The organism is uncultured Bacteroides sp. (genome assembly GCF_910585845.1).
In the GTDB taxonomy this organism is placed as follows: Bacteria; Bacteroidota; Bacteroidia; order Bacteroidales; family Bacteroidaceae; genus Bacteroides.
On the sequence record NZ_CAJUHF010000061.1, the window covers coordinates 1 to 18130 of the forward strand.

At 48.7% G+C, this 18130-nt stretch carries 12 protein-coding genes and 3 tRNA genes; 10 read left to right on the plus strand and 5 right to left on the minus strand.

Annotated elements, in window-relative coordinates; all coding sequences use genetic code 11:
• Positions 1-204 precede the first annotated feature (204 nt).
• The 5 genes from QZ323_RS12970 (at position 205) to QZ323_RS12990 (ending at position 7153) form a co-directional block, all read left to right on the plus strand.
• Entirely contained in the window at positions 205-1107 is a 903-nt protein-coding gene (locus tag QZ323_RS12970) for an Rpn family recombination-promoting nuclease/putative transposase (protein WP_294635121.1), read from the plus strand.
• A gap of 118 nt (positions 1108-1225) precedes the next feature.
• The gene (locus QZ323_RS12975) at positions 1226-2974 is read left to right on the plus strand and encodes a 5'-nucleotidase C-terminal domain-containing protein (RefSeq protein ID WP_294635133.1); all 1749 of its coding nucleotides are present in this window, start codon (positions 1226-1228) and stop codon (positions 2972-2974) included.
• 110 nt (positions 2975-3084) lie between these two features.
• Positions 3085-3426 carry a hypothetical protein gene (locus tag QZ323_RS12980; RefSeq protein WP_294635122.1) on the plus strand — a complete coding sequence of 114 codons (342 nt, stop codon included), beginning with the start codon at positions 3085-3087 and terminating at the stop codon, positions 3424-3426.
• Between the two features lie 196 nt (positions 3427-3622).
• A complete protein-coding gene (locus QZ323_RS12985) occupies positions 3623-5944 on the plus strand; it encodes a TonB-dependent receptor (protein ID WP_294635123.1) in 2322 nt (773 codons plus the stop codon).
• A gap of 336 nt (positions 5945-6280) precedes the next feature.
• Positions 6281-7153 (plus strand): helix-turn-helix domain-containing protein, encoded by an 873-nt coding sequence (locus QZ323_RS12990; RefSeq protein WP_294635125.1) that lies wholly within the window; start codon positions 6281-6283, stop codon positions 7151-7153.
• Between the two features lie 11 nt (positions 7154-7164).
• Here the strand turns inward: QZ323_RS12990 and QZ323_RS12995 are convergent, their stop codons facing one another.
• Entirely contained in the window at positions 7165-7746 is a 582-nt protein-coding gene (locus QZ323_RS12995; RefSeq protein ID WP_294635126.1) for a Crp/Fnr family transcriptional regulator, read from the minus strand.
• Between the two features lie 397 nt (positions 7747-8143).
• Between QZ323_RS12995 and QZ323_RS13000 the strand changes: the two genes are divergently transcribed.
• The 5 genes from QZ323_RS13000 to QZ323_RS13020 all read left to right on the plus strand — a co-directional run bounded on the left by QZ323_RS13000 (position 8144) and on the right by QZ323_RS13020 (position 12263).
• Positions 8144-8230: transfer RNA gene (locus QZ323_RS13000), tRNA-Ser, on the plus strand.
• 9 nt (positions 8231-8239) lie between these two features.
• A tRNA-Glu gene (locus QZ323_RS13005) sits at positions 8240-8311 on the plus strand.
• A 26-nt stretch (positions 8312-8337) separates the two neighbouring features.
• Positions 8338-8410: transfer RNA gene (locus QZ323_RS13010), tRNA-Lys, on the plus strand.
• A 102-nt stretch (positions 8411-8512) separates the two neighbouring features.
• Positions 8513-10177, plus strand: coding sequence for a putative transporter (locus tag QZ323_RS13015; protein ID WP_294635134.1), 1665 nt, complete (start codon positions 8513-8515; stop codon positions 10175-10177).
• Positions 10178-10274: 97 nt separating this feature from the next.
• Complete coding sequence (locus tag QZ323_RS13020) at positions 10275-12263, plus strand: fructose-1,6-bisphosphatase (RefSeq protein WP_294635127.1); 1989 nt, start codon at positions 10275-10277, stop codon at positions 12261-12263.
• A 258-nt stretch (positions 12264-12521) separates the two neighbouring features.
• Here QZ323_RS13020 and QZ323_RS13025 read toward each other — a convergent pair whose 3' ends face one another.
• The 4 genes from QZ323_RS13025 to gmd form a co-directional block, all read right to left on the minus strand.
• Positions 12522-13760 carry a hypothetical protein gene (locus QZ323_RS13025; RefSeq protein WP_294635128.1) on the minus strand — a complete coding sequence of 413 codons (1239 nt, stop codon included), beginning with the start codon at positions 13758-13760 and terminating at the stop codon, positions 12522-12524.
• A 28-nt stretch (positions 13761-13788) separates the two neighbouring features.
• Positions 13789-15447 (minus strand): long-chain fatty acid--CoA ligase, encoded by a 1659-nt coding sequence (locus tag QZ323_RS13030; protein ID WP_294635129.1) that lies wholly within the window; start codon positions 15445-15447, stop codon positions 13789-13791.
• Between the two features lie 303 nt (positions 15448-15750).
• Entirely contained in the window at positions 15751-16824 is a 1074-nt protein-coding gene (locus QZ323_RS13035) for a GDP-L-fucose synthase (protein WP_294635130.1), read from the minus strand.
• Between the two features lie 45 nt (positions 16825-16869).
• Entirely contained in the window at positions 16870-17937 is a 1068-nt protein-coding gene (gene gmd / locus QZ323_RS13040; protein ID WP_294635131.1) for a GDP-mannose 4,6-dehydratase, read from the minus strand.
• Between the last annotated feature and the right edge of the window lie 193 nt (positions 17938-18130).

Consider the following 18130-nt stretch of genomic DNA (forward strand, 5'->3'; position numbering starts at 1 on the left):
TGAAAAGCCTATTGGCAGAGTTAAATATGCGCTATTTTAATTCCGCCAACAGGTTGTTCTATGAATTCAAAACTATCTATAATCTGATTTTCCCGCATTTCCTTAGAAGAAAAGCACTTTCTTTATCTTGTCTGCAAATAATCTCATAGTTTTTATCTACATTTGCTGTGATAAAATGTGAAATAAGAGAAAGGAAGGTCGTTTATGGTGGGTAATTATATTCGTTTTGATTGGGCAATGAAGCGCTTACTGCGTAATAAGGCTAATTTTGGTGTTTTAGAAGGGTTCTTGACAACTCTTTTAAAAGAGAAAATTACAATTCAGAAGCTTCTGGAAAGCGAAAGCAATCAGGAAGATGAATTTGATAAGTACAATCGTGTGGATATGCTTGCCGAGAATTCCCATGGGGAACTCTTTTTGATAGAGGTTCAGAATAATAGTGAATATACCTATTTTCAACGTATGCTTTTTGGTGCTTCAAAGCTGGTGACCGAATATATCAATCGCGGCGAAGGTTATGATAATGTACGAAAAGTGTACAGCATCAATATTGTCTATTTCTCTTTGGGACATGGTAAAGATGTTGTTTATCATGGTAAGACTGAGTTCCGGGGAATACACGAAGGTGATTTGTTAGAGTTGACTCCTTTCCAGAGACAGACCTTTAACGTAGACCATGTAAGTCAGTTGTATCCGGAATATTATATTCTGAAAGTGAATGACTTCAATCGGGTTGCTAAAAGTCCTCTTGAAGAGTGGATGTATTATCTGAATACCGGTGATATTCCTGATTCGGCTACGGCTCCAGGATTAGGACAGGCACGAGAACAATTGAAACTTACCCGTATGTCAAAAGAAGAACTGGATGCTTATTACCGACATTTGGATAATATTGTCATTCTTCGTGATAATATACGTACGGAACGTGCGGAAGGTCTTGCGAAAGGTCGTGAAGAAGGCCTTGCAGAGGGACGTGAAGAAGGCCTTGCAAAAGGTCGTACAGAAGAACGCATAGAAAATGCCCGGAAAATGAAGATGAGAGGATTGGACGACAGTATGATTTCTGATATTACTGGTTTGACAATTGAGGAAATAAGTAAAATTTAAACAGACTCTTCTATTAATTAATTTGTTTACGATGAAAAGTATTTGTGCTTCTAGAAATAATTGTGTTTCTAGAAATAATTATGTCTCTAAAAATAGTTGCATCTCTAAAAATAGTTGCATCTCTAAAAATATTTGTGTCTTTATAGGAGCATTATTGTTAGGAATAGGAGTGGCATCTGCCCAGGATAAATCTGTGAAACTGAAGATAGTTGAAACCAGTGACATACATGGAAACTATTATCCTTATGACTTTATGCTTCGTCGAGGGGCGGAAGGAAGTCTGGCGCGGATACATACCTTTATACAGAAAGAACGGGAAGAATATAAGGATAATCTCCTGCTGTTGGATAATGGCGATATTCTGCAAGGTCAGCCATGTGTCTATTATTATAACTATATTGATACTGTTTCTCCGCATTTGGCAGCGGAAATGCTGAATTTCATGAAATATGACGTGGGAAATGTGGGAAATCACGATGTGGAAACCGGACGTACCGTATTCGATCGTTGGGCAGGTGACTGTAAATTTCCCATTTTAGGTGCTAATATAGTGGACGTGGCTACTGGACAAACACATTTCAAGCCTTATCAAATGCTGGAACGCGACGGAGTGAAGATTGCTGTGATGGGCATGATTACTCCTGCCATTCCTGTATGGTTGCCGGAGAAATTATGGAAAGGGCTGCGCTTTGATGATATGGAAGAAACCGCCCGTAGATGGATGAAGGTCATTCAGGAAAAGGAGAAACCGGATCTGGTGATAGGTATTTTTCATTCTGGGCAGGAATTGCAGTTGATGGGAGGTAAGTATCGTGATAACGCATCGCTGGAAGTGGCGCGCAAAGTCCCCGGATTTGATATTGTCTTGATGGGGCACGACCATGCCCGTGAGTTGAAGAAGATTGAGAATGTGGCGGGAGACTCAGTGCTGATTATGAATCCTGCAAATAAAGGACTTGTGGTTGCCAATGCGGACGTTACCCTGAAACTGCGTCATGGGAAAGTCGTGGATAAACAGATTCAGGGAGCGTTGACTGAGATGAAAGACTATGATGCAAGTGAAGAATTCATGAGCCATTTCTCTTCTCAGTTTGATGTCGTGCGTAACTTTGTATCTAAAAAGATAGGTCGTTTTGCTCAAACTATTTCTACACGGCAGGCTTACTTCGGTTCGTCAGCATTTGTGGATTTGATTCATACATTGCAACTGGAGATTAGTGGAGCGGAAATATCCTTTGCAGCTCCATTGTCTTATGATACGGAGATCAGGGAGGGAGATGTTTCGGTCAGCGATATGTTCAACCTGTATAAGTATGAGAATATGCTCTACACGATGCGATTGTCTGGTAAGGAAGTAAAGGGCCTGCTGGAAATGTCGTATGGCTTGTGGACAAACCAGATGAAATCTCCGGAGGATCACTTGCTTTTACTTCGTAGACAGCCCCGCAAAGGAGACGGCGAACGGGCTTCCTTCCAGAACTTTAGTTATAACTTTGATTCGGCAGCCGGAATTATTTATACGGTAGACGTCACTAAGCCCCAAGGTGAAAAGGTGACTATTGTCAGTATGGCCGATGGTACTCCCTTCGAGATGGACAGGATGTACAGAGTTGCCTTGAATTCGTATCGTGGCAATGGTGGTGGAGAGCTATTGACTAAAGGTGCGGGTATTCCTCAGGATGAACTGAAAGACCGTATTCTTTCTTCTACAGATAAAGATCTGCGCTACTATCTGATGCAGTATATCGAAAAGAAAGGGCTGATTGAACCGCGTGCTTTGGGACAGTGGAAATTTGTTCCGGAGGAATGGACAATACCTGCCGCCAAACGTGATTATGAATGCTTGTTTGGAAAAGTGGAAAAATAATTATTATCTTTGCACACGGATTTCCGGAATAGGATATTCGGATTTTTCTATCCGGTATCGTTAAAAGAGAAACGCGGATAATCATTATTTTTATAGATAGACAAGGAGACATGGGAAAAAGGGTAAAGAGAGTTATCGGTGCAGTGTGTTTGCTGGTGCTGTTTGTAGCATATCAGGCAAGTATCACGGCTTTTACCCATGTTCATTATGTCAACAGAGTGATTATTGTGCATTCGCATCCTTTCCATGACAAGCACATACACTCTAAGACGGAACTCGTCGTTATAGGCCGTTTATCGACCTTCCATGCTCCGGAAGTTGAAGAATATGAGAATTTACATCCCATGCGGACACTGTTGGCCGTATTGGGAACAGAGCGTATAACTCCCTTGGTGAAGGGAGAAGTAAAACAAGTTATTTCTCTTCGTGCTCCGCCTGCACTTGCAGCATAGTAAGGATGTATTTTGTATTTTGCGGTTTGCATTTTGCGGTTTGCGGTTTGTGGTTTGCATTCTGTATTCTGTATTCTGTATTCTGTATTCTGTATGCTGCATTTAGTATTCTGTATATTACATTCTGCATTTTGTTCTTTCTTGAACAACCTCTCTAATCTAATTGTAATTTTCTATTTTTTTTGAGCGCAAATTAATGAAGAAATATATATTTGTGCTGGTGCTTGCCGTGGCTTGCATCAGCCTCTATGCCGTAAATCCTATCAAGGAAGGCAACATGATTTCCGGCCATGTAATTGTGGCGGGAAGTGAAGAAAATATCCCCTATGCAACTGTGTTGATCAAAGAAAACGGGCAGGGGACAGTCTCTAACGAAGAAGGGCAGTTTGAGTTCCGCAAGTTGCCTGCCGGAAAATATACGCTTCGTGTGTCGGCTGTAGGCTATAAGACCCAAGAAAAAGAAGTGACAGTGCACAAGGACTTCACTGCGGTCATCCACTTTCAGATGGTTGAAGAGAGTTTCATGACGGATGAAGTCGTCGTGTCTGCCAATCGCAATGAGGTGAGTCGGAAAGAAGCGCCGGTAGTTGTGAATGTGATGAGCACCAAACTCTTTGAGATGGTGAATTCTACCGACCTTGCAAAAACGCTTAATTACCAGTCGGGGTTGCGGGTGGAGAATAATTGCCAGAACTGCGGCTTTCCACAGGTGAGAATCAATGGTTTGGAAGGGCCTTACTCTCAGATACTGATCAATAGCCGTCCTGTCATCAGTGCACTTAGCGGGGTGTATGGACTGGAACAGATACCTGTCAATATGATAGAGCGGGTGGAAGTCGTGCGTGGCGGTGGTTCTGCCTTGTTCGGGGCAAATGCAGTGGGTGGAACAATCAACATTATCACGAAAGATCCTATCAGCAACTCTTTCCAGGTGTCGAGCATGCTCTCTTGCATGGACGGAAAGTCGTGGGAGCAATATATGGGCGGTAATGTCTCGCTGGTGGCAAAGGACAACTCATACGGTATTGCCCTGTATGAAAGCTATCGCAACCGTAATCCTTACGACCGTGACGATGACGGATTCTCCGAGCTCGGCAAACTCAATATGAATACTTTTGGCTTTCGTGCCTATTATCGTCCCACGCATTTCAGCCGTATCAATCTGGAGTACCATACTACGAATGAGTTCCGCCGTGGCGGCAATAAGTTTGACTTCCAACCCCACGAATCGGATATCACGGAGCAGACCAGGCACGTCATCAATAGCGGTGGGGCAAGCTACGACCTGTTCTGGCGCGAATACAAGCATAAGATCTCTCTTTATGGCTCCATACAGCATACGGACCGGAACAGCTACTACGGTGCGCAGCAGGACATGAATGCCTACGGCAAGACCAATGACCTGACTTGGGTTGCCGGTGGCATGTATGTGGGCAATATGGATAATTGCTTGTTTGCTCCGGCCACTTTCACCGGAGGCGTGGAATATCAGAACAACTCTTTGCATGATGTCATGACCGGCTATCATCGCGATATGAAGCAGGACGTGCGCATAGCCAGTACTTTTGTGCAGAACGAGTGGAAGATGCGCATGCTTACCCTGTTGGCAGGTGTGCGTCTGGACAAGCATAACCTGATAGAAAAGCTGATTTTCAGTCCCCGCGTCAACCTGCTCTATAAGCCGAGTGAGGACTTTCAGGCACGCCTGACGTACTCCACCGGATTCCGTGCGCCCCAAGCATACGACGAAGATTTGCACGTGACGGCAGTCGGCGGAGAGGGCGTTCAGATTAAGCTGGCGGACAATCTGCGTGAGGAACGTTCCAATAGTTACAGTGGTTCCGTAGATTGGAGTACGAAGCTGGGACACTGGCAGGCGAATATCCTGTTGGAGGGATTCTATACCGATTTGCGGCACGTTTTCGTGTTGGAAGACATCGGGAAGAATGAGAACGGAGACCTGATAAAGGAGCGTCGCAACGGAAATGGCGCACGTGTGTATGGTGCCAATCTGGATGCCAAGATTGCCCACGGCAAGGAAGCGCAGTTCCAACTGGGCTTCACGGCACAACGCAGCCGTTATACGCAGCCGGAAGTATGGACAGAGGTAGACGGCGAAGAGCTGACCACCCGCCGCATGACACGCACACCGGACTATTACGGTTATTTCACTTTCTCTTCCGCACCCCTGAAGAACTTCGATTTCTCTTTGTCGGGCGTATATACCGGCGAGATGATCGTGCCCCATTACGCACCGGTAGACGCACCGGAGGGGGCTTTCTGCAACATCGAGAAAGACCGTATGGAGAGCACTCCCGATTTCTTCGACCTCAATCTGAAACTTAATTATACGTTTGTCCTGCACGACCACATTAAACTGCAACTCAATGCCGGCGTGCAAAACCTCTTCAACAGCTTCCAGAAAGACCTGGACAAAGGGGAATTCCGCGACTCCGGCTACTTCTACGGACCTACCCAGCCGCGCACCTTTTTCATTGGTTTCAAAATCATGAATTAGCCCGCGGAGGAGGATACCGCATCATGACATCGGTTCGTGCAGATTACCCTGAAAGCCATATTTGGCAAATGATGGGAATCTGCACGCAAACCTCTGAAACAGGATTGAGCAGGAGCAGATGAAAGAACAGTAGAATTACCTAACGGTAAAATATAGGTAACCGTAGAATTACTTGACGGTAAAACGTAAGTAACCGTAGAATTAAGTAGCGGTAAAATATAGGTAAGTGGTAAAATGTAACTAACGCTAAAATGTTCTCTTTCTCTTTTTTTTAAGATTATTCGAAGGGATTTCAAAGAAATATTATGTAATTTTGCTCCCGAAAAAGAAAAGGAGATGAAAAGTATAAAGAACGTAGACATAGCGACTATCCGCCGCTTTCCGGCGATGGATTTTATCGGAAACGACTTTGCCATATTCGACAATATAGGTGACATCCCTTTGTTTGGGTATCCCACCCGCCTGAATGCCTCTTGCCTGACGCTTTGCCTGAAAGGGAATTGCCGGATACGCATTAACCTGCGTGAGCACGAACTGACCGAAGGCGTTCTTGTGATCACCCTGCCCGAACAGATCTTGCAGCAGGTAGAACGTTCGGATGATTTTACGGGAATTTTTATAGTGGTCTCCGGCCAGTTCATCGACGATGTGCTCCCCACGATACAACAGTTGTTTCCGTTCTTTTTCATGATAAAGGAGCAGCCGTGCGTACGACTTAAGCCGGAAGAGATGGTAGCCGTGCAAGAGTATTACTCCTTCCTTCAGAAGAAGGTGAAGTTGAAAGACAATCCTTTCCGCAAGGAGATCACGCAAGGGCTGATCCTTTCACTCTTCCACGAGATATATGGCATCTACCAGGGCAACACACCTACTGTACGGAAAGCGAAAACGCGTAAAGAAGAGCTGTTCGAGCGTTTCATCCGTACGATTTCCGAATCATATAAGGTGGAACGCAGCGTCGCCTACTATGCCGACAAGATGTTCCTGACCGCCAAACACCTTTCCACCGCCGTGAAGGAAGTCAGCGGAAAGACAGCCGGAGAGTGGATCGACAGTCTTGTGGTCCTGGAGGCTAAGGCACTGCTGAAATCTTCCGAACTGAGCATACAAGAGATAGCCGAAGAACTTCATTTCGCCAACCAGTCCTTCTTCGGGAAATACTTCAAGCACCACACGGGCATGTCGCCCAAGGAATACCGCAAACAATAGGACGCCCCCGCTTATATTCCCGCCCGCACGCGGCTCAGCGTCTCGGGAGTCATCAGCAGGTAAGAGGCGATATGCGACAATGGCGCTCTCTTGATGATTTCGGGATGGGCATGCAGCAGCATATTGTAGCGTTCGCGTGCCGTCTCGAACCGCCAGGAGTCGGCTTTCACCTGCGATACGATCAGCGAGTGTTCCAGCACCTTGCGGTAGAACATGTTGATTTCCCACGAAACCTCAGTCAGCCTCATGAGCTTCTCGTAAGGAAGCAGATAGACGATGCTGGCTTCCAGCGCTTCGGCCATCAGGCGCGTAGGCTCTTGCTTGAGGGTGCTTTCTATGCAGATGAGGGTACATCCTTCGTACGAGAAGTGCTCGGTGACATCCTTTCCGTTCTTGTAGTAGAACTGTCGCATCATGCCTTTGCCCACGAAAACCAGATGGTGGCAGACTTGCCCTTCTTCAAACAGAATCTCGCCTTTTTCTATCTCTTTGCGCACCAAAACCTCTTTCAGCAGCTTTCTGCCCTCGGATGACATGCCCGGATAACGGGAGTTGACAATGGTGTCCACGGTTTCTTTTAATAATGTATCCATAATTGTTGGCCGATATAGATGACTGTTTAATGCGAGCAAAGGTATAAAAGATTTAATTCTAAATCAAGTACCGTTGCTTGCTGTTTTTCTGTTTCTGCCTACTGTTTTTCTGTTTCCGTCTGTTGTCTTTTCTGTTTCGGAGCATCTGAAGTTCACGTTCACGCCGCTAAACCTAAGCTTTGACACGCTAAACCTAAGCTCTGGCATGCTAAAGCTTAGGTTGGGAGGAGAATCTTTTTATCTGTTTAATCCCGCCGATGGATTTTTATTATCTTTTGACTTATAGTCTGTTACATCTTTTGACGAAAAAAAGTAGAAAAAATATGCCCGAAAGATTTGCATAGTCCAAAAGTTTGCCATACATTTGCACCGCATTTGAGAAACAATGCAGATTTAAGGAAGTGTGGGTGAGTGGCTGAAACCACCAGTTTGCTAAACTGACGTACGGGTTACCGTACCGGGGGTTCGAATCCCCCCGCTTCCGCAAAGACTTGGTGGATTCGTCTAACGGTTAGGACACATGCCTCTCACGCATGCAATACGAGTTCGATTCTCGTATCCACTACAGTTGAAGGCAACAAAAAATGGAATGCACTCTTAGCTCAGTTGGTAGAGCAACTGACTCTTAATCAGTGGGTCCAGGGTTCGAATCCCTGAGGGTGTACGAAGTGCAAAGCGGTTATCTAATGAAGATGGCCGCTTTTTTTGTGTGGCTTTTAGAAATACTTTGTATATTTGTCATTTGAAATTGTAAAACGTGAACGCTTTGAATTGGTTGTACAGTTTGTTTGTTGAACACTCCGCCATGCAGGCGGTTGTGGTGCTATCGTTGATATCGGCTATCGGTCTGGGACTGGGGAAGATACGCATCTGCGGCATATCGCTGGGAGTGACGTTCGTCTTTTTTGCCGGAATCATTGCCGGACATTTCGGTCTTTCCGTAGACCCGCAGATGCTGAACTATGCTGAAAGTTTCGGTCTGGTGCTGTTTGTATATGCATTGGGCTTGCAGGTGGGACCCGGCTTTTTCAGTTCGTTCAGGACGGGGGGAGTGCAACTGAATATGCTGGCAATGGGGGTGGTCGTGACGGGCACGCTGATGACCCTGCTGGGCAGTTATACACTGGGAATTTCCTTGCCCGACATGGTGGGCATCCTGTGTGGAGCCACCACGAATACTCCCGCACTGGGCGCCGCGCAACAAACCTTGAAGCAGATGGGACTTGAGGCAAGCACTCCGGCACTGGGATGCGCCGTGACATATCCCTTGGGTGTGTTAGGCGTGATTCTGGCCATTCTGCTGATACGGAAACTGCTGGTTCGTGCGAAAGACTTGGAGGTGAAAGAGAAGGATAATGTCAACAAGCCGTATATCGTCGCTTTTCAGGTGCATAATCCTGCCATCTTTAATATGAGCGTGAAGGACATAGCACAGTTAAGCTATCCCAAGTTCGTGATCTCCCGCCTGTGGCGCGACGGTAATGTCAGCATTCCCACTTCGGAGAAGGTACTGAAAGAGGGCGACCGCCTGCTGGTGGTTACTTCCGAGAAGGACGTGCCGGCACTGACGGTGCTTTTTGGCGAACAGGAAAATACGGACTGGAACAAGGAGGACATCGACTGGAATGCCATTGACAGCCAACTGATTTCGCAACGCATCGTAGTGACGCGTCCGGAATTGAACGGCAAGAAGCTCGGTTCGCTCCATCTGCGCAATCACTACGGCATCAATATCAGCCGTGTATACCGTAGCGGCGTCCTGCTGCTTGCCACGGCGGAGCTTACCCTGCAACTGGGCGACCGCCTGACGGTGGTAGGGGAGGCGGCAGCCATACAGAACGTGGAGAAAGTATTGGGCAATGCCGTGAAGAGCCTGAAAGAACCCAACCTGGTTGCCGTATTCGTAGGTATCATACTCGGGTTGGCGTTGGGGGCTATTCCGATAGCCATACCCGGTGTCAGTACTCCGGTGAAGTTGGGACTGGCAGGAGGACCGATCATTGTCGGTATCCTTATCGGTACGTTCGGACCGAGGATGCACATGGTGACCTACACAACCCGCAGCGCCAATCTGATGCTTCGTGCCTTGGGACTGTCGCTCTATCTGGCCTGTCTGGGGCTGGATGCAGGTGTCCATTTCTTCGACACGGTGTTCTGTCCGGAGGGCTTGTTGTGGATTGCGACCGGTTTCACGCTGACGGTGCTTCCGGTGCTGCTGGTGGGAATCGTGGCTTTCCGTTGGATGAAGATCGATTTCGGTTCGGTGGCGGGGATGTTGTGCGGAAGCATGGCCAATCCGATGGCACTGAACTACGCCAACGATACCATCCCCGGTGATAACTCTTCGGTGGCTTACGCTACGGTCTATCCGTTGTGCATGTTCCTTCGGGTGATTATCGCACAGGTGTTGCTGATGTTTTTCATAAGTTGAGGCATAAGCGTCTCGGCATGTTTGGAATATCGGCATGTTTGGAATAAGAAATTAGAATGGGGCGCTGCTGATGCGTCCGGTTCGCAAATTATAAGTTATGAATAGTAATATAACTCCTGAAAGCATCATGAGCGACTTGCGTTATTTGCAGTTGCTGTCACGCAGTTTTCCGACGATTGCTGATGCCAGTACAGAAATTATCAATTTGGAGGCCATCCTGAACCTTCCGAAGGGTACGGAACATTTTCTGACCGATATACACGGTGAGTATGAAGCCTTCCAGCATGTGTTGAAGAACGCTTCGGGTGCGGTGAAGCGTAAAGTGAATGAAATCTTCGGGCATACCTTGCGCGAGAGCGAGAAGAAAGAGATATGTACGCTGATCTACTATCCTGAGGAGAAGCTACAGCTGGTGAAGGAGAGCGAAGCCGACCTGGACGACTGGTATCTGATCACGCTCAACCAACTGGTGAAGGTCTGCCAGAACGTCTCTTCCAAATACACCCGCTCGAAGGTGCGGAAAGCATTGCCGGCAGAGTTCTCATACATCATTCAGGAGTTGCTGCACGAATCGACCATAGAGCCCAACAAGCATGCCTATATCAATGTGATCATCAGCACGATCATCTCCACCAAGCGGGCAGACGACTTCATCATAGCCATGTGCAACCTTATCCAACGGCTGACGATCGACTCCCTGCACATCGTGGGCGATATCTACGACCGCGGACCGGGTGCGCACATCATCATGGACACGCTTTGCAACTATCATAACTTCGACATCCAGTGGGGAAACCATGACATTCTGTGGATGGGAGCGGCATCGGGCAATGACGCCTGCATTGCGAATGTCATCCGCATGTCGATGCGTTACGCCAATCTGGCCACGCTGGAAGACGGGTATGGCATCAACCTGTTGCCGCTCGCTACCTTTGCGATGGATACCTATGCCGATGACCCATGCACGATATTTGCGCCCAAGATGAACTTTGCCGACGGCAGCTACAATGAGAAGACGCTGCGCCTCATCACACAGATGCACAAGGCTATTACGGTGATACAGTTCAAGCTGGAGGCAGAGATCATAGACCGTCGTCCGGATTTCGGCATGCAGAACCGGAAGCTGCTGGATAAGATAGACTTCGAGCGAGGCATCTTCACATACGAGGGAAAAGAGTATCCCTTGCGCGACACGAACTTCCCCACCATCGACCCCTCCGACCCGTATCGCCTGTCGGACGAGGAGAGGGAGCTGATGGACAAGATACACGCTTCGTTCATGAACAGCGAGAAACTGAAGAAGCACATGCGTTGCCTCTTCACGTATGGCGGGATGTACCTGGTGTGCAACGACAATCTGCTCTATCACGCATCCATGCCCCTGAATGAGGACGGCAGTTTCAAGCACGTACGCATCGGCAAGAAAGAGTACTGGGGGCAGAAACTGCTGCGCAAGACAGACCAGCTGATCCGTACGGCATACTTTGATGAAGACGGTACGGAAGAGAAGAGCTTCGCACTGGACTATGTATGGTATATGTGGTGCGGACCGGATGCACCGTCGTTCGACAAAGATAAGATGGCGACCTTTGAACGCTACTTTATCGGCGACAAGGAACTGTCGAAGGAGACCAAGGGGCATTACTATTCGTTGCGCAACCGCGAAGATATCTGCGACCAGATTCTGGCAGAGTTTGGCATCGTGAGCCTCCATTCGCATATCATCAACGGCCATGTGCCGGTGAAGACCATCAAGGGCGAGAAACCCATCAAGGCGGACGGCAAACTGCTGGTGATTGACGGCGGATTTTCGAAAGCCTACCAGCCGGAGACGGGCATTGCCGGATATACGCTGGTGTATCATTCGCACGGATTGCAGCTGGTGCAGCACGAACCTTTCCAGAGCCGTCAGAAGGCGATAGAGGAGGGGCAGGATATCAAGTCTACCACTTTCGTCATTGAGTTCAACTCACAACGCATGATGGTGAAAGATACAGACATGGGGCGCGACTTGGTGACGCAGATACAGGACTTGAAGAAACTGCTGGTGGCATACAGGACAGGATTCATCAAGGAGAAGAATTGAACTGCATAGGAGTATGTCGAAGCTGGGTTTCACCACAGATTATTACAGATTATCGCAGATTACACAGATTACGCAGATTACGTAGATTATCCGGTTGATTTTCTGCAACTTTAAGAGCCTGTTTAATTTTTCTTCAAAAGAAATCTAAACAGGCTCTTAATGATAATCTGTGTTAATCTACGTAATCTGTGGTGGGTTCTGGCATACTGTCAATGTAGTCCACATTGTCCACACTGTCAATGTAGTTCACACTGTCTTTTAGTATTTGAATAAGACCACTCCTCCTTCGAGGATGACGCCTTTGTCGTAAGTCACTCCCCGGTTGTAGTAGCGGCTTCCTCCGTAACCTCCCGTCACGAACACTCCCAGCCGGTCGGTCAGGCGATATTCCAGATTTACGCGTGCTTGCAAGGCATAGAGACGTGCCGGAAAACCGTGGTCTTTGTTTTTGAAGTTCTCGATATGCTGGAATCCCAAGTCGCCACTGACGAACAACTGTTTGTATAAGGGCAACTCCAATCCGGCGCGATAGAAGAAAGAGGCCGAAAATTTGTCACTGAAGTCCAGGTAGTGCGTTCCGCCTCCCAGAATCGTATAGAACAGCCTGTTCTTGAAACGCGCTCCCACATTCAACTTCGTCCGGTTTCCCCCGAACAACATCAATTGCACTCTGGTGTCGGGGTTGGCATTCACCAGACCTAACTGGAACCCGTCGAAATTACCTTTATAATAGTTGAATAATCCGATTTGCAAGCCTTTCCCGTCCTTTGTCACATTGAGGGGAGCTATCTGTGCGCCGATGGCAGTGCCTCCTGTCACGTTGCCCAGTCCGGCTATTTGTATGCCGCGCATGGTCTCTCCGCTGATGTTTCCCAATCCGCTGACCTGTATGCCCTGCATGTTCGCACCGGCAATGTTCAGCAGTCCGGAGAGGGTGGCACCGTTGAAATTCTCTCCCGAGAGGTTTGCCAGTCCCGCAAGGTGCACGCCCGAAGAGTGTCCTCCGGTGATGTTCAGCAGTCCGCCTATGATGATACCGCCGGTTCTATTGCCGGTGATGTTGGTCAGTCCGGAGAAGATGACACCCTGTGCATGGTTGCCTGTGATACCGACCAGACCGGACAATGACACACCTGCGAGATGGTCTCCGTTTACGTTGCTGATGCCTGCTACCTGTACGCCCCGCATGCTTCCGCCCGTGAGATTGGCAAGTCCTGCGGCTTGCACGCCGTTCATGTCCTGCCGTACTACTCCTGCCAGCAGATTGACACCTAAACCGTTCAGGCGGTTCATCGCCGAGAAAAGCCCCAGGTTCAGGCATGTGGAGCCTACGGTATCTGTCGGCTGCGTCGCTATGTTCTTCCATAAAGACAGGTTGATTCCTGCATGGCTTTTCTCTTTCTTTCCTGTCGGTGCTGGTTCTTCCCTTGTGGTTTGTGCAGAGAGAGTTCCTGCCGCAATCAATAATGCGGCTAAAGATGAAGTTAATCGTCTCATTCGTTCTTGTTTGTTCTTTATAGAGTTTTTATCCCTTAGCCTCTTGATACAAGAACCGTTTGATCGAGCGTTTCGGCGTCTTCTCAAACTCCTCAGGATATATCTTCATCTTCTGCACCTGACAGTAGGCTGGCAGGGTCTGATTCAGTGCGACACGGTTTTCTTCCATGACACGTTCGAGGTCTTCGGTCTTCAGTCCGTGGGCAAAGGCGTCGTCGAAGTCGGGATAAACCAATCCGACCAGTTTCTCGTTCTGCTGCACGATGATGCTTTCTGCCACATAAGGCATGTTGTTCAGTTTGTCTTCTATCTCTTCAGGATAGATGTTCTGTCCGTTGGCACCGAGCAACATGTTCTTGCTGCGTCCTTTGATGGTGATATTCCCTTCGGCATCCATCAGGGCGAGGTCGCCTGTGTGCAGCCATCCGTCGGCATCTATGGTTTCCCGTGTGGCTTCTTCGTTCTTATAGTATCCCAGCATCACGTTCGGTCCGCGGCATACGATTTCGCCGGGAATGTTCTCCGGGTCGGGCGAGAGGACTTTCACTTCCATGCGTGGAGCCGCCTTTCCGCAAGAGCCCGGTTTGAAGCGCGACCAGTCTTCGTAGCAGATGATGGGACCGCATTCGGTCATTCCGTAACCCACCGTATAGGGGAAGTCAATCATGTGCAGGAACTGTTCTACCTCCTGATTGAATGCCGCACCTCCCACGATGACCTCTGCGAAGCGTCCTCCGAAGGCATTGATTACGTTTTCGCGTACGGTGGCCTTTATCTTGTCGTTGATGATGGGCACTTTCAGCAACAGCTTCATAGCAGGTGTCTCCAGTTTCGGCAGTACGTTCTTCTTGATGATCTTCTCAATGATGAGCGGGACGGCAACTACCAGATGGGGTTTCACTTCGGAGAATGCCTGGAAGATGATCTTCGGGCTTGGCATACGGGTGAGGAAGTAGATCTGGCAACCGACGGCAAATTCGTAGAGGAACTCGAAAGCCAGTCCGTACATGTGTGCCATCGGAAGCATGGAGATGACCTTGTCGCCGGCTTTCAGCGGCAGGACTTCGAAAGCAAATGCGGTGTTGGACCACAGGCTGCGGTAGGGCAGCATCACGCCTTTGGAATAACTTGTCGTGCCGGAAGTATAGTTGATGGCAGCCAGCTCTTCGGGTTGGTCTTTATGATATGCGATGTGTTCCTTGCGGAAGTTCTTGGGATATTTCCTGCCGAACAGTTCGTTGAGGTGTTCGCGGGCATAGTCCAACTTTTCGCTGCGCGATACAAGGATGGAGAAGTCTGTCACCAGGATGATGCCCTCCAGCAGGGGCATGGCGGCTTCGTTGAGGTTTTCCCACACTTGGTCGCCGACGAAGAGCAGTTTCGCTTCGGAATGATTGACGATGTTGTGCACGTTGTCCGCCTTGAACTCGTGCAAGATGGGCACCACTACGGCGCCGTAGGTCAGTGTGGCAAGGAAAGTGACTCCCCAGTGCGAACTGTTTCGTCCGCAGATGGCTATTTTATCGCCTTTCTTGATGCCGCTTGCTTCGAAGAGCAGGTGTATTTTTTCTATCTTTCGGGCTACGTCTTTGTATTGCAGAGTGGCACCGTTATAGTCGGTGAGGGCGTCCAGATCCCAGTTTTTCTTAATACTATTCTCAATATAGGCGATAAAACTTTGTTCCATGATAATAAGAGTATCTATATCTATTAAAAATTAGGTTATGCGCTTGTCGACCGTTGTTCCGGTCGACATAAGCTTATTTCGGCAAAATGCATTTTGTTGCACATTTCGCTGATAATTGTGCAAATATAAGGCTTTATTGAAAGAAAGCAAATTTTTGACCGGAAAAAGCGGGAAGTGCACACGGCTTTTCGTTTACAGGAGTTATCACTTTAACTCTCCCTTCTCATCTCTTCGTTTTCCCTTCTTCATTCTCTCTTCTTTCTTTTCTCTTTCTCTTTTTCTTCTCTTTTTCTTTTTCCCTTCTCAACTTAAGTACCATTGATACATGCGCTGTACGCCTTCTTCGATTTCTATCTTGTGGTGCCAGCCCAGGGCATGCAGTTTGGAGGGGTCGGTGAGTTTTCTCATGGTTCCGTCCGGTTTGCTGCTGTCGAAGGCCAGTCGTCCCCGATAGCCTACGGTGTCCACTATCAGTTCGGCGAGTTGGCGGATAGAGATCTCCTTGCCGGTGCCGATGTTGATGTGGCAGTTGCGTATCTCCTTGTCTCCCGGTTTGAAAGTATCCTTGAAGTCGACATGTTCCATGACGAAGACACAGGCATCCGCCATCTCTTCGCTCCAGAGAAATTCGCGTAGCGGGGTTCCCGTGCCCCACAGTCTCACTTCGTCCGTACCGATGCCGTACTTGCCGAGGACGTCAAGTATCTCTTCCCGAGTGCTGTTACCGTCGACGCCCTCTACGGGACGGCGGTTCAGGTCGGTCGCTACGGCACTCCAATCCCCTTGTTGCAGGCAGTGGGCGAGGTGTATCTTGCGTATCATGGCGGGCAGGACGTGGCTGCGTTCCAGGTCGAAGTTGTCGTTCGGACCGTAGAGGTTGGTAGGCATCACGGCAATGTAGTTGGTGCCATACTGTAGGTTGAAACTCTCGCACATCTTCAGTCCGGCGATTTTGGCGATGGCATACGGTTCGTTGGTGTACTCCAGCGGGGAGGTGAGCAGCACATCCTCCTTCATGGGCTGTTCCGCGTCGCGGGGATAGATGCAGGTGCTGCCCAGGAAAAGCAGTTTCTTCACCTGATGGCGGAAGCTTTCGCCGATGACGTTTTGCTGTATTTGCAGGTTCTTGTAGATGAAGTCGGCACGATAGATACTGTTTGCCATGATACCGCCTACGAAGGCGGCGGCAAGGAACACGTATTCCGGTTGTTCTTCGTCGAAGAAGCGGCGGACGGCCACGGCGTCCAGTAAGTCGAGTTCCTGGTGGGTCCGTCCGATGAGGTGGGTATATCCTTTGTCTTGCAGGTTCTTCCAGATGGCCGAGCCTACCAATCCACGATGCCCGGCTACGAATATTTTGGCGTTTTTGTCCAACATTTTTTTCAGTTTTGTTTCTTGTTAGATTGTGTGATATATCGGGAGTTATTCGGTTACATGGAGCTTTCTCACGAACTTCATGTCGTGTTCAGTCATGATTTTTACCAACTCCTCGAAGCCGGTTTGTCTGGGGTTCCAGCCCAGCAGGGTCTTGGCTTTGGTCGGGTCGCCCAGCAATTGTTCCACTTCGGCGGGGCGGAAATATTTCGGGTCTACTTCGATAAGGACTTTCCCGCTTGCCGTGTCGATGCCCTTTTCGTTGACGCCTTCGCCCTCCCAACGCAGTTCGATGCCTGCTTCCCGGAAGGCGAGCGTGGCAAATTCGCGTACGGTATGCATCTCGCCGGTGGCGATCACGAAGTCCTCCGGAGTGTCATGTTGTAGGATGAGCCACATGCACTCCACGTAGTCTCTGGCATATCCCCAGTCGCGCCGCGCGTCCAGGTTGCCTAAGTAGAGCTTGTCTTGGAATCCCTGTGCGATGCGTGCGGCGGCAAGCGTTATCTTCCGGGTGACGAAGGTTTCGCCTCGGCGTTCGCTCTCGTGGTTGAAGAGGATGCCGTTCACGGCAAACATCCCGTAGCTTTCGCGGTAGTTCTTCGTAATCCAGAAGCCGTATTGCTTCGCCACGCCGTAGGGGCTGCGGGGGTAGAAGGGGGTGTTTTCGTTTTGGGGAATCTCCTGCACCTTTCCGTACAGTTCGGAAGTGGATGCCTGATAGATTTTCGTCTTCTTCTCCATGCCGAGGATGCGGACGGCCTCCAGTATGCGCAGTGTACCGATGGCATCGGTTTCGGCGGTATATTCGGGGACATCGAACGAGACTTTGACGTGGCTTTGTGCGGCGAGGTTGTATATTTCGTCCGGTTGCACTTGCTGTATGATGCGGATGAGCGAGCTGCTGTCCGTCATGTCGCCGTAGTGCAGGTTGATGGTACGCTTCTGCTTCATGTCGCGCACCCATTCGTCGAAATAGAGGTGCTCGATGCGACCGGTATTGAAGGATGAAGAGCGGCGAAGGATACCGTGCACCTCATACCCTTTTTGCAGCAGGAACTCGGCAAGGAAAGAGCCGTCCTGCCCCGTGATGCCTGATATTAAAGCTGTTTTCATATCGTAAGCTTTTTAAGTGGTTATTTTAAGTTTCGCATGCGAAACTTAAGTGATTATCTTTTGTAGGGGCAAAATTCGCTATTTTCCGCGAGAATACAAAAGGTACGGTATAAAGTGTTTGAAAACTTGTTAATATTTAACCTGTTGGTTGAATTAAATTAGTGAATATTTTATCTGTCCAATCGGACGGTGA

Bases quoted from the DNA above. Each gene is read 5' to 3' on its own strand.
- QZ323_RS12970 (WP_294635121.1), top strand. From the start codon at position 205: ATGGTGGGTAATTATATTCGTTTTGATTGGGCAATGAAGCGCTTACTG.
- QZ323_RS12980 (WP_294635122.1), top strand. From the start codon at position 3,085: ATGGGAAAAAGGGTAAAGAGAGTTATCGGTGCAGTGTGTTTGCTGGTG.
- QZ323_RS12985 (WP_294635123.1), top strand. From the start codon at position 3,623: ATGAAGAAATATATATTTGTGCTGGTGCTTGCCGTGGCTTGCATCAGC.
- QZ323_RS12990 (WP_294635125.1), top strand. From the start codon at position 6,281: ATGAAAAGTATAAAGAACGTAGACATAGCGACTATCCGCCGCTTTCCG.
- QZ323_RS12995 (WP_294635126.1), bottom strand. From the start codon at position 7,746: ATGGATACATTATTAAAAGAAACCGTGGACACCATTGTCAACTCCCGT.
- QZ323_RS13020 (WP_294635127.1), top strand. From the start codon at position 10,275: ATGAATAGTAATATAACTCCTGAAAGCATCATGAGCGACTTGCGTTAT.
- QZ323_RS13025 (WP_294635128.1), bottom strand. From the start codon at position 13,760: ATGAGACGATTAACTTCATCTTTAGCCGCATTATTGATTGCGGCAGGA.
- QZ323_RS13030 (WP_294635129.1), bottom strand. From the start codon at position 15,447: ATGGAACAAAGTTTTATCGCCTATATTGAGAATAGTATTAAGAAAAAC.
- QZ323_RS13035 (WP_294635130.1), bottom strand. From the start codon at position 16,824: ATGTTGGACAAAAACGCCAAAATATTCGTAGCCGGGCATCGTGGATTG.
- gmd (WP_294635131.1), bottom strand. From the start codon at position 17,937: ATGAAAACAGCTTTAATATCAGGCATCACGGGGCAGGACGGCTCTTTC.